This is a genomic window from Paenibacillus athensensis (genome assembly GCF_004514475.2).
Lineage (GTDB): Bacteria > Bacillota > Bacilli > Paenibacillales > NBRC-103111 > Paenibacillus_AL > Paenibacillus_AL athensensis.
The window spans coordinates 160,856-172,688 of record NZ_MYFO02000001.1; the positions used below are offsets into that span (position 1 = coordinate 160,856).

The 11,833-nt window shown below is 57.3% G+C and carries 12 protein-coding genes; 10 read left to right on the forward strand and 2 right to left on the reverse strand.

Annotated features, from left to right (window positions below; genetic code table 11):
- Nucleotide 1 precedes the first annotated feature (1 nt).
- The 7 genes from B5M42_RS00670 to B5M42_RS00700 all read left to right on the forward strand — a co-directional run bounded on the left by B5M42_RS00670 (nucleotide 2) and on the right by B5M42_RS00700 (nucleotide 6,866).
- Nucleotides 2-778 carry a class I SAM-dependent methyltransferase gene (locus B5M42_RS00670; RefSeq protein ID WP_134750686.1) on the forward strand — a complete coding sequence of 259 codons (777 nt, stop codon included), beginning with the start codon at nucleotides 2-4 and terminating at the stop codon, nucleotides 776-778.
- Nucleotides 772-1,755: a tRNA (adenosine(37)-N6)-dimethylallyltransferase MiaA gene (gene miaA, locus B5M42_RS00675; RefSeq protein ID WP_134750685.1), complete on the forward strand. Its 984-nt coding sequence runs from the start codon at nucleotides 772-774 to the stop codon at nucleotides 1,753-1,755. The genes B5M42_RS00670 and miaA overlap by 7 nt, the downstream gene beginning before the upstream one ends.
- A 48-nt stretch (nucleotides 1,756-1,803) precedes the next feature.
- On the forward strand, nucleotides 1,804-2,043 hold the full coding sequence (gene hfq, locus B5M42_RS00680; protein WP_134750684.1) for an RNA chaperone Hfq: 240 nt from the start codon (nucleotides 1,804-1,806) through the stop codon (nucleotides 2,041-2,043).
- 147 nt (nucleotides 2,044-2,190) lie between these two features.
- On the forward strand, nucleotides 2,191-4,725 hold the full coding sequence (locus B5M42_RS00685; protein ID WP_134750683.1) for a PBP1A family penicillin-binding protein: 2,535 nt from the start codon (nucleotides 2,191-2,193) through the stop codon (nucleotides 4,723-4,725).
- A 41-nt stretch (nucleotides 4,726-4,766) separates the two neighbouring features.
- Nucleotides 4,767-5,444 (forward strand): peptidylprolyl isomerase, encoded by a 678-nt coding sequence (locus B5M42_RS00690; RefSeq protein WP_134750682.1) that lies wholly within the window; start codon nucleotides 4,767-4,769, stop codon nucleotides 5,442-5,444.
- A 16-nt stretch (nucleotides 5,445-5,460) separates the two neighbouring features.
- Nucleotides 5,461-6,135 carry an alpha/beta hydrolase gene (locus tag B5M42_RS00695; RefSeq protein WP_209280661.1) on the forward strand — a complete coding sequence of 225 codons (675 nt, stop codon included), beginning with the start codon at nucleotides 5,461-5,463 and terminating at the stop codon, nucleotides 6,133-6,135.
- A gap of 2 nt (nucleotides 6,136-6,137) precedes the next feature.
- A complete protein-coding gene (locus B5M42_RS00700) occupies nucleotides 6,138-6,866 on the forward strand; it encodes a YdcF family protein (protein WP_134750679.1) in 729 nt (242 codons plus the stop codon).
- Between the two features lie 133 nt (nucleotides 6,867-6,999).
- Here the strand turns inward: B5M42_RS00700 and B5M42_RS00705 are convergent, their stop codons facing one another.
- Both B5M42_RS00705 and B5M42_RS00710 read right to left on the reverse strand, forming a co-directional pair.
- Entirely contained in the window at nucleotides 7,000-7,869 is an 870-nt protein-coding gene (locus B5M42_RS00705) for an SDR family oxidoreductase (RefSeq protein ID WP_134750677.1), read from the reverse strand.
- A gap of 44 nt (nucleotides 7,870-7,913) precedes the next feature.
- Nucleotides 7,914-8,720 carry a GNAT family N-acetyltransferase gene (locus B5M42_RS00710; protein WP_134750675.1) on the reverse strand — a complete coding sequence of 269 codons (807 nt, stop codon included), beginning with the start codon at nucleotides 8,718-8,720 and terminating at the stop codon, nucleotides 7,914-7,916.
- Nucleotides 8,721-8,895: 175 nt separating this feature from the next.
- On the opposite strand from B5M42_RS00710, the gene B5M42_RS00715 reads away from it, so the two are divergent.
- From B5M42_RS00715 to B5M42_RS00725, 3 genes are all read left to right on the forward strand, one after another.
- Nucleotides 8,896-9,420 (forward strand): hypothetical protein, encoded by a 525-nt coding sequence (locus B5M42_RS00715; protein ID WP_134750673.1) that lies wholly within the window; start codon nucleotides 8,896-8,898, stop codon nucleotides 9,418-9,420.
- A 41-nt stretch (nucleotides 9,421-9,461) separates the two neighbouring features.
- Nucleotides 9,462-10,049: a GNAT family N-acetyltransferase gene (locus B5M42_RS00720; protein ID WP_134750672.1), complete on the forward strand. Its 588-nt coding sequence runs from the start codon at nucleotides 9,462-9,464 to the stop codon at nucleotides 10,047-10,049.
- Between the two features lie 353 nt (nucleotides 10,050-10,402).
- Nucleotides 10,403-11,827, forward strand: coding sequence for a PTS mannitol transporter subunit IICB (locus B5M42_RS00725; RefSeq protein ID WP_134750670.1), 1,425 nt, complete (start codon nucleotides 10,403-10,405; stop codon nucleotides 11,825-11,827).
- The last annotated feature ends 6 nt before the right edge of the window (nucleotides 11,828-11,833 follow it).

Consider the following 11,833-nt stretch of genomic DNA (forward strand, 5'->3'; position numbering starts at 1 on the left):
GATGCTGGTGACTACGTCCTATCATCCTGATGCCGAGCTTGAGGCCAAAGCGCAGCGGCTTGCTGCTGAATACGGCGGCCGGCCGGCGCCGCGGCGGCGCGATTCGCTGCAGAAGCTGATGCGCAGCTACGGCGACCCGGCGGTGCTGCTTGTAGCCAAGGGCGAGATCAGGTACTATGAAGAAGATCAAGACGCGATGTTTTTTCATCCGAGCATGTCGCAAATCCGCGTAAAGCGGCTGCTGGGCGGCGAGCCCGATGCGCTGGTTGAAGCGTGCGGTGCGTTGCCCGGCGATCACGTGCTGGATTGTACGGCGGGGCTGGCGTCGGACGCGATTGTGCTGTCGTGCGCCGTCGGTGCGAGCGGCAGCGTAACCGCGCTGGAAAGCGAGCCGGTGCCGGCGATGCTGATCCGCGAGGGACTGGCCGCTTATGAAGCGGATTTGCCGCAGATGACGGAAGCCATGCGCCGCATCAGCGTCCGGCATGCCCACCATCTCGACGTGCTGCGCGAGCTGCCGGGCGCCAGCGTGGATATCGTCTACTTCGATCCGATGTTTCGCAGGCCGATTCGCGAATCGAGCTCGATCGCGCCGCTGCGTACGCACGCCAACATCGCTGCGCTGACGCCCGAGGCCGTGGAGCAGGCCCGGCGCGTCGCCCGCAAGCGAATTGTGCTCAAGGAGCAACGCACGAGCGGCGAATTTGCGCGGCTGGGCTTTGACTCGGTGCTGCGATCCAACACGAAAACGACCTATGGAGTGATTCAACTGTGCTAGAAGCGAAGACCAAGCCGCCTCTGCTCGTGCTCGTCGGTCCGACGGCTGTCGGGAAAACCCGGCTTAGCCTGGAGATTGCCCGGCGGTTTGGCTGCGAGATTATTTCCGGCGATTCGATGCAGGTGTACCGCGGCATGGATATCGGCACGGCCAAAGCAAGCGTTGAAGAACGCGAGCTGACGCCGCACCATCTGATCGATATTCACGATCCGCGCCACCCGTTCTCCGTCGCTGAGTTTCAAGAGCGCGTGCGCGCGCTGATCGTTGAGATTTCCTCGCGCGGCAAGCTGCCGTTTATTGTCGGCGGCACCGGGCTGTATGTGGAATCGGTTTGCTACAACTTTCAATTTACGGACGTGGGCAGCGATCCGGCGTTCCGCCAGGAGCAGGAGTCGTACGCAGAGCGCTTTGGGGCCGATGCGCTGCATCAGCGGCTGCGCGAGGTTGATCCGGAAAGCGCGGGGCGTTTGCACCCCAACGACATTCGCCGCGTCGTCCGTGCGCTTGAGGTGTTCCATTTGTCGGGGACGACCTTGTCGGCCAGTCTGGCTGCGCAGACGAAGACTTCGCCGTACAACTTATGCCTGCTGGGACTGACGATGGAGCGCTCGTTGCTGTACAAGCGGATCGAGGAGCGGATCGATCAAATGCTGGCTGCAGGACTCATCGACGAGGTTCGACGGCTGCTGGCCGACGGGGTTCCGCGCGACGCAACGTCGATGCAGGGGCTTGGCTACAAGGAGATGGCCAGCTATTTGCAAGATGAGCTAACCTTTGAAGAAGCGGTCATTTTGTTGAAGCGGGACACGCGGCATTTTGCCAAAAGGCAGCTCAGCTGGTTCCGGCACATGGCCGATATTCACTGGACGGATGTGACGGACCCGGCAAAATTTTCAGCGCAATTCGAAGGGATTCATGATATAATTGCAGGAAAGTTCGCGAGAGAAATGGAATATAATCAACCACAATCACCTTGAAATAACGCCGCGCGCGAAACGTTTCATTCCAATGAGGGGGACCTACTGATGAATAAATCCATTAATATTCAAGACAATTTTTTAAACCAGCTTCGTAAAGAAAGCATCCCTGTAACCGTTTATTTAACCAATGGGTTTCAAATCAGAGGTCTGATCCGCGCCTTTGACAATTTCACGATCATTATTGATAGCGAAGGCCGCCAGCAAATGGTCTATAAGCATGCGATTTCGACCTTCACGCCGCAGCGCGCCGTTTCGCTGATGGCGGCTTCGGAAGGCGCCGAGTAGGCTGACTGATCCGGGCGGCATGCAACTTTTTATTGTGCAGGTGCGTCTAACTGGATAGAAACGGATGGGAACAACCTTACTTGTGGGGTTGTTCTTTTGCTGAGAAGGCGTTTGCGCCTAAGAACCTAGCAAGGGAGTCGGTGGAGGATGGGAACTGCAAGCAGCACCAAGCAGCCGGGGAAGAAAGGCAAGGGCCCTGGTAAAAAGAAGCGCTTCAGTATGAAAAAGCTGTTGATCGGATCGATCATTGCCGCAATTATCGGCGTCATTTGCGCGCTGGGCGTATACATGGTCATCATTATGAACGGCGCCAAAATCGTGGAGGAGAATATCGACAAGTTCGATACGGCCGAGACGACGCTGATCTTCGATTCAGACGAGAAAGAGGTTGCCAAGCTGTTCCGGGAAAACCGCGAAAGCGTCGCGATCAAGGACGTGCCGGAAAATTTGAAAAATGCCTTTATCGCTACTGAGGATCGCCGCTTCGAATCGCATGCCGGGATCGATTTCTGGTCGATTGGCCGCGCGCTCGTCAAGGACGTGATGCATATGAGCGCTGTCGAGGGCGGCAGTACGATTACGCAGCAATTGGCCAAAAACGTATTTCTCAGCTCGGAAAAAACGGCGTTTCGTAAAGCGACCGAGGTGTCGATTGCGATCGCGCTTGAAAATAAATACGATAAAGATGAAATTCTTGAAAAATATTTGAACCGCATTTATTTCGGCAGCAACGCATATGGCGTTAAGGCTGCGGCCAAGGTGTATTTCGGCAAATCGGATTTAAGCCAGCTCAAGCTGTGGGAAATGGCCACGCTCGCTGCGCTGCCGAAAGCGCCGTCGCGTTATTCACCGCTGTCCAGTCCGGATAAATCGAAAGAACGCCGCGCTGTCGTGCTGCAATTGATGAAGGATCAGGGATACATAACGGAAAGCGAACGGGCCGAAGCCGCTGCTGTCGATTACGTCGCGCCTAAGGGCTCAGGCAGCAAGCAATACGCCACATTTATCGATTATGTCGTGCAGGAAGCCGAAGATGTCTACCAAATTGACGAGGATGAGCTGCTGACCAAGGGCTACCGGATTCATACGACCATGAACACCAAAGCGCAGCAAACCGTGGAGACGACGTATGCCAATCCCGCCTTTTTCCAGAAGGACGCCGCAGACGGTCAAAAAATTCAGAGCTCGATGGTCATCATCGACCACAAAACCGGCGGGCTGATGGCGCTGATCGGCGGACGCGATTATCAGACGAAGGGACTTAACCGGATTTTCAGCCAACGGCAGCCGGGCTCGTCTTTCAAGCCGATTATCGCTTACGGGCCGGCGCTGGAAAGCGGCGACTGGACGCCGTATTCCAAGCTGGACGATACGCAAACGTCGTTTGGCAACGGCACGTATTCGCCGCGCAACTACGACCGGACGACGCACGGACAGGTGACGATGTTCGAAGCGGTCAAAAAGTCGTATAACCTTGCGCCGGTGTGGCTGCTGGAGCAAATCGGAGTCAGCAAGGGCCGTGATTTTGCCAAAAAGCTGGGCATTACGCTCGATCCGAAAAAAGATAACAATCTGGCGATTGCGCTCGGCGGCTTGACCAACGGCGTGTCGCCGCTGGAGATGGCTACGGCCTATACGGCATTTGCCAACCAAGGCGTGCAGATCAAGCCGCATGCGATTCTGAAAATTCAGGACGGCGACGGCCGCGACGTGGCGGTTTACAAGCAGGAGAAAAAACAAGTCATTCAGCCGAAAACGGCTTGGTATTTGACGCTGCTGCTGCAGGGCGTCGTGGAGCCGGGCGGAACGGGCGTCAAAGCCAAGTTTGATCGTCCGGTTGCCGGCAAGACGGGGACGACGGGCCTTGATCTGAAGGGCATCGAGAAATACGACCGCGACGTCTGGTTCGTCGGTTATACGCCGGAATGGACGGCTGCGGTGTGGGAAGGATTCGACCGGACCGATTCCAAGCATTATGTGACCGTGGGCAGCGGCAGTACAGCGGCGATTTTCAAAGAGGTCATGTCCAAATCGCTGGCCGGACGGCCTGTGACGGCGTTTGCCAAGCCGGAAGGCGTTGCCGATTTGACCGAACCGCCGACCGGCGTCGCCGATCTCGCCGCAGTGTATGTGCCGGAAACGAAGTCCGTCAAGCTGACCTGGACGCCGCTTGACGACACGAAGGTTGCTTATCAGGTGTATCGCCAAACGGCCCAGCAGCCGGAAGGTCAGCTGTTGATTCAATCGCCGACGGCGGAGGTGTCCGATACGACCGTTTCCTCGGGCGAAGCCTATCATTATTACGTTGTGCCGCTGAATACGGAAACGGCGATTCCCGGCGATAAGTCCAACGTCGTCGATATTCAAATTCCGGCGGATGAAGCGCTGCCGGGCGGAACGTCGCCTTCGCCGACGCCGGGCGAGCCGGGCAGCGATGCGTCGCCTACGCCGACTCCATCGGCTTCGCCGGGCAATAAGCCGGGCGGCAAGCCTTCGCCGACGCCGCACAAGCCCGACGGAGGACCGGGAGCAAGCCCTTCGCCAAGTCCGTCACCGCCCGCGCAAGGCGATCCCAAGCCCGGCGACCACAAGCCGCCGGGCGGTGATCAGCCGGCCGGTAACAGAGGTGGACCTGCGGACGGGGATGCGCTGGATTTTTTGAATGAACCGATGCAGCAGTAATTCTAGCTTTTTTTACAACAGACCAAACGGAGGAATAGACCATGATTCGTACACGATATGCAATCGGATTGCTCGCGGCGGCGTGCGCGCTGCTGGTTTTGACCGCATGCGGAGCTGGCAGCTCGACCTCGTCAGCGGGAGGAAGCGCAAGCCCGGCCGCTACGGCGGCGGGGCAAAGCGGGCCCAAGCAGTGGAGCAAGCCGCCGGAGATGACGATTGATCCGAACAAAACCTACAAAGCCGAAATGAAGACGTCCAAAGGGAACATGACGATTGAGCTGTTCGCGAAGGAAGCGCCGAAGACGGTCAACAATTTTGTGTTCCTGTCCAAGCAAGGCTATTACGATAACGTAATTTTTCATCGCATTATCAAATCGTTTATGGTGCAGACCGGCGATCCCCAAGGCACCGGCCGGGGCGGCCCGGGCTATCAGTTTGAAGACGAGCTGAAAACGACGCATACCTACGAGCCGGGCATTGTGGCGATGGCCAATTCCGGCCCGAATACGAACGGCAGTCAATTTTTCATCTGCAGCGGACCGGATTGCGCCGCGTTCCTGAATCCGCAGCCGAATTACTCGATTTTTGGCAAAGTGGTGGAGGGCATGGATACGCTGCAAAAAATCGCCGATACGCCGGTGGAAATGGGCGGAGAATCGACGCCCAGCAAGCCGACGGAAAAAGTAACGATTGACAAGATTACGATTAAAGAAGAGTAGAAGGGAGGCGGCTGTGTTGGAAAGAAAGCCGGTTCTGTTGTTCCACGGTTTTACCGGAGGGCCGTTTGAAGTGCAGCCGCTTGCCGAGCATTTGCAGGGGAGCGGCGTGGAGGTTTGCGAGGTGCCCAGGCTGCCGTGGCACGGAGAGGACCCTGAAGGGCTCAAGGAGGCGCATTGGAACGATTGGGTGACGGCTGCGGAACGCCATGCGGCGCGGATGAGCGAGCGCTATGGCAGCTTTGATTTGGTCGGCTTTTCGATGGGCGGTTTGCTGGCCGCCTATTTGGCTGCCAATTATCCGGTGCGGCGGCTGGTGCTGCTCAACACGGCCGTTATTTATATTAGCCCCAAGCGGCTGGTGCAGGTGATGCGCGAGGATTGGCGCAATCAGGATCAGGATTATTTTCGCAAAATGAAGACGACGCCCTTGCGCGCGACCTGGCAGTTCATGCGGCTGGTGCGGCAGCTCAAGCCGGAAATTTCGCGGGTAACGGTGCCGACGCTGATTGCGCAAAGTGAGCGCGATCAGGTGATTCACCCGCAAAGCGCCCGTTACATTTACGGCAAGCTCGGCGGAGATCGCGAGCTGCACTGGTATTCACGCTCCAAGCACCTGATCTGCTGGAGTGAAGACGCGCCTGCGCTGTTCCGGCAGGTTGACCGCTTTTTGCAGGAAGGGCAGAGGAGTTAACAATGGCTGACAAAAAGACCAGCAATCGTCCGCTGGCAGACTCGCGCCGCCGCAGGTATTCGCCCGGCGTACGGTCGCGAAGCGGTAAGCTGCGGCTGCTGCTACGGCTGGCTGTGCTGGCCGCAGCCGCAGCTTTCGCATGGGTGCTGTATGTGCAATGGCACGTCCAGCATCCGCCGCAGCCGGCGCTGCCGGAGCATGCAGATGTCGGCATTGTGCTTGGCGCTTCGCTGCGGCACGACTTGCCGAGTCCGGGTCTGCAAGAACGGCTGGATTTGGCCGCACGGCTTTATGCCGAAGGCAGGTATTCCCGCTTGATTGTCAGCGGCGGACTCGACCATAACGGCTCGAAGTTGACAGAAGCCGAAGGCATGCGCAATTACTTGCAGCAAGTCGGTGTCCCTGCCGACCGGATCGAGCTGGAGCCGGAGGCGACAGATACGTACGAGAATTTGCTGTTCAGCAAGCGAATTATGGAGAGCCGAGGCTGGAGCAGCACCATTATCGTCACCCATAGCTTTCACGGCTGGCGATCGCTGGAAATAGCCCGTACGCTCGGGTATGAGGAGCCGGCACTGGCGACAACGGACTCGCAGGTGCTGTTCATGCCGTATCATGAAGCTCGCGAGACGTTGGCTTACGGCAAGTGGCAGTGGACCAAGCTGCATTATCGGTTGGGCTTGCTGCCAACAAGCATGCTCTCCGTCCTTCCCGGAGCAATCCGGCTGTGAACAGCAAAGCCCCTCAGCATCAATGCCGATGCGGGGGGCTTTTTGCCTTGCGGGCTGCGCGCATGCAGTCTTCGGTTCACCTCTGAAGATCAGGCGAACGGGACGTTCGTAAGGCAGCATCCGCGTTGCGCCGTCAGCTCCCGACGATCACGCCGCCGTTGATGTGGAGCATTTGTCCGGTCATGTATGAGGCGTCTTCGCTTGCGAGAAAAACGTAGCCTGGAGCAAGCTCCTTGGGCTGTCCAGGCCGCTGCATCGGCGTATCCGCGCCAAACACGGCAACCTGCTCCGCGGTAAAGGTCGAAGGGATCAGCGGCGTCCAGATCGGACCAGGCGCGACGCCATTGACGCGAATGCCGCGACCGGCAAGCTGCTGCGAAAGCGAGCGGGTGAAAGCGACCATCGCGCCTTTGGTAGCCGAATAATCGAGCAGCTCCTCATGACCTTTGTAAGCAACAATAGAAGCTGTATTAATAACCGCGCTGCCCGGCTTCAGGTGCGGGAGGGCGGCTTGCGTCAGGTAAAATGCCGCGAATACGTTCGTGCGGAACGTGCGCTCCAGCTGCTCGGGCGTAATCGCTGCCAGATCGGCTTGCGGGTGCTGTTCGCCGGCGTTGTTGACCAGAATGTCCAGCTTGCCGAATTCGCGAACCGTCTGCTCCACCGCTTGCTTGCAAAAGCCGGCATCGCCTAAATCGCCGGCAATATGCAGGCAGCGGCGGCCTTTGGCCTCTACGAGCTTGTGGGTCTGCTCCGCATCCTGATGCTCGTTCAAATAAAGCAGCACGACGTCAGCACCTTCCTTGGCGTAAGCCACGGCGATGGCGCGGCCGATGCCGCTGTCCCCGCCGCTGATGATCGCGACCTTATCCTTGAGCTTGCCCGCCGGCTTATAGCTATCGTCTTCGAATACCGGCAGCGGATTCATGTCGCTTTCAAGGCCGGGCTGGCGGTTCTGGTGCTGGGCTGGCAAAGTGGGTTGTACGGGCGTAGCTGTAGTCATGAGCAGTCTCCTTTGGAAATCCCGCAGGGCGGGAGTCGTCCCGATTAGGATGATGCTTCGGCCGTCAAATCATACTTGATGCGATAATGGTAGCCGCAAAGCGGTTTAAAGCCGCTTTTGCCATACAAGCCGATGGCTGAGTCATTATTTGCAACGACCTGCAAATACAAATGAGACGCACCGTGTGCCGCGCTCCATTCGGCCAGCGAGCGTACGAGCAGATGGCCGAGCCCGCAGCCGCGGCGGTCTTCGCGAATGACCAGATTCACGAAGCCCGCCCAGCCCTCGTCGGCCACCGCCGTACCGAGCCCGACCGGCTCGTCGTCCTCCAGCAGCGTAACAAACGTTTTCGGAGCGGACATGCGTTCGGCAATTCCGCGGTAAAACGATTCGGACTCACGCGGGAAGCCGTCAAGGCGCAGGAGGGCGTCGATCCACGCTGGGTTTGCCTCTGGGCTGAAGCAAACCTCCACGCTCGGGCGCGGTCGGCTGCGCCAGGCTGCATCGGCCAGCCGAACGGCTGGACTGCTGTCTGCGATCAGGATCAGGCAAGGAATTTCCTTGACGTATCCCATCTGTTCCAGAATGCGGTCAAGCTGCTCAGGCGCATCACCGCCGAGCTGGAAGATGGCGGGTAGTCCGCGCGCCGCGTAAAATCGCTCGATGCGGGCCAGCCAATCGGGCTCGGACGGGTAATCCGGCCCGGTAAACACGCTATTGGCCCGCTGGCTGATTCCGCGGGATGCCCGGAGCAGCCAGCTGCCAAGCGGCTCTGTTTCTTCGGCCGGCCAAAGCCGCAGGGCGAGGTGATCGATTTTACCAAGCAGTTTTTTATTAATTTGCAAGACCATAAGGAAGGCGGACTCCTTTCGTGTATCAACGAATAATGGGAATCATCGGGAGAACGGAAGTATAAATAAATATACGAAGGAATGAATAAAAATTCAACGTTTTGCTGCTATTTTTTTACCAGAAGCAAGCTTGGATCAGCGTTGCAGCCCGATCCTGACAGGAGGCTCAGTTTACTTGAAAAACAAAATTTGGACGATATTGTTAGGGAGCGGGTATGCGATATTCACCCTGCCGTTACTGGCTGTGCGCTGGCTGAAGAGTGAGGAGCTGGTCGTATCGAAATTCGTCTGCGCCTTATGGCTGCTGGCCAGTTTGTATCTGATGGTATGGATCGTTCGGGGCCGGCGAAGACGGAGTTGGCCGATGCGTACGGTTATGGTTTGTTGCGCGGGCATTTTGCTGTATCTGATCTTGTGTATCGGGCTGAACGAGTTGCACAGCCGGTTTACGACCGAGAACTGGCAGCAGTATCCCGAATTGCGGAAATATCAGGCGCGCGATTTTATCCGGCAATATGGCTCATCGCTGCATAGCGAGGACGATGTGATTCGTTATTTAGGCAAGCCGGATCAACGGATCGGTACGGATACGATCAGCTATTGGTTGGGCAGCGACTTGTTCACTTTCGATATATGGGAGCTTGATTGTCAGACGGAGAACGGAGAAATCACTTGCGCTATTGCCAGCTTCCGCTATTAGCAGTAATATAAATCCAATTAACGGAGCGAGGGGGAGCGCGTATGCCGCACATACCGGGTGAACGAATCGTATTGAGGGAGTACCGCCGCGAGGATTTGCCGCATATGCGGGCTTGGACGAACGATGCCGAGATTACGGAGCAACTGTCCGACATTTTTTTGTACGCCCATACGCTGGAGATGACAGAAGCGTTTTTGACATCGATGCTGCAAGGGACGGGCGAGATGAAGGGCTTTGTGATTGCCGAGGCGACGACGCTTGACTATATCGGACAAATCGATCTCCACCATCTGGATTGGAAAAATCGCAGCGCCACCGTTGGCATTGTAATCGGGCGCAAGGAGCTGCTCGGTCAAGGGTATGGCCGTGAGGCGATGCGGCTGATGCAGCGCTTTGTGTTCGACAGCTTGAATATGCACCGGCTGGACCTGAACGTTTACGAATATAACGAGCGGGCCATCCGCAGCTACAAGGCTTGCGGTTTTGTTGAAGAAGGGCGGCAGCGCGCCAGACAGTTCCGGCAAGGGCGGTATTGGGACGTTGTGTGCATGAGCATGTTGCGGGACGAGTATGAGCGCCACACACGCTCCAGGCCGCACACACAGGGCGAGTTGCTTGAGGAACAATAGCGGATATGCCGGAGAACAGGCAGAACGACAACGGACGTTCGCGCCTGTTTTTTGTTTGCGTGGAAGGCAGCCGGATGATTATGATAACGCTTCCATGAAAATGTGTGTACGGCATTCGCGTGCGTGCGTTATTTATATATTTTACAATAGTGGAAACAATGCTTGTTAGCAATGCCGATCAACCGGGCTCCCGTCAACAAGATTGCTGCCAAATGTGCGTAACACGGCTTGTTGAAATGTTGTCAACAAGGCTGCTGTCGTATCGGCGTTATCCTTGTATTGAAAAAGAAAGCGCTTCGATTTACGCTTTGGTTAGCAACAACACGACAACCAATGGACCTGGGAGGGTGCTTATGAACACAACAGTCAATCAAGTTCAAGCCGCAGGCGGCATGCGAGTGCGCGTGCAGCGGCTGGGTCGCTTTTTGAGCGGCATGGTGATGCCGAACATCGGGGCGTTTATCGCTTGGGGGTTCATCACCGCATTATTTATTCCGACCGGCTGGATTCCGAACGAAGCGCTGGCAAAGCTGGTGGGGCCGATGATTTCCTACCTGCTGCCGCTGCTGATCGGCTATACCGGCGGGCAAATGATTCACGGCGCACGGGGCGGCGTCGTTGGCGCGGTCGCGACGATGGGCGTGGTGGTCGGCGCGGACATTCCGATGTTCCTCGGCGCGATGCTCGTCGGTCCTTCTTCGGCATGGGTGCTCAAGCAGTTCGATCGGTCGATTGAAGGCAAAATCCGTTCCGGCTTCGAAATGCTGGTCAACAACTTCTCTGCCGGGATCATCGGCGGCGCGCTGGCGCTGGTCGCTTACGCCCTGATCGGTCCGGTCGTGCTCGGAATCAGCAAGGCGCTTGCTTCCGGGGTGCAGGCGCTCGTCGATGCGGATTTGCTGCCGCTGGCCAATATATTGATCGAGCCGGGCAAAATTTTATTTCTCAATAACGCCATCAATCACGGCGTATTAAGCCCGATCGGGCTGGCCGATGCGGCCAAAACGGGCAAATCGATGATTTTCATGCTCGAATCCAATCCCGGACCGGGTCTGGGCATCCTGCTGGCCTACTGGTTCGTTGGACGCGGCTCCGCCAAGCAGTCGGCTCCCGGCGCGGTCATCATTCACTTTCTCGGCGGTATTCATGAAATTTATTTCCCGTATATTCTGATGAATCCGCGGTTGATTCTCGCGGTGATCGCCGGGGGCGTAACCGGCAGCTTCACGTTCTCGCTGTTCCACGCCGGACTGGTGGCGCCGCCCTCGCCGGGCAGCATCTTTGCTTATATCGCGATGGCGCCGAAAGGCGGACTGCTGGCTGTATTGAGCGGCGTCGTTACTGCAGCTATCGTTTCGTTCCTGGTCGCTTCTTTGCTGCTGAAAACGGTCAAAGCCGGGCAAGAGGACGATCTTGAGTTGGCGAAGAATAAAATGTCCGAATTGAAAAACAGCGGTAAAGCCGCTCCCGCAGCGGCTTCGGCCAGCGCAGTGCGTGCTGCGGCCGATGTGCGGAAGATTGTTTTCGCTTGCGATGCCGGTATGGGCTCAAGTGCGATGGGCGCTTCGGTGCTCCGCAAAAAGCTCAGGGACGCCGGGGTTCAGGTTACCGTTATGAATACGGCAATTACCGAAATTCCCGCCGATGCCGATCTTGTGTTCACGCACAAGGCGCTGACAGACCGCGCCCGGTTGCAGGCGCCGAACGCCGAGCATATCGCCATCGACAATTTTATGAAAAGTCCGGAGTACGACGAGCTGGTCAAACGACTGGCGTAGCCGCTC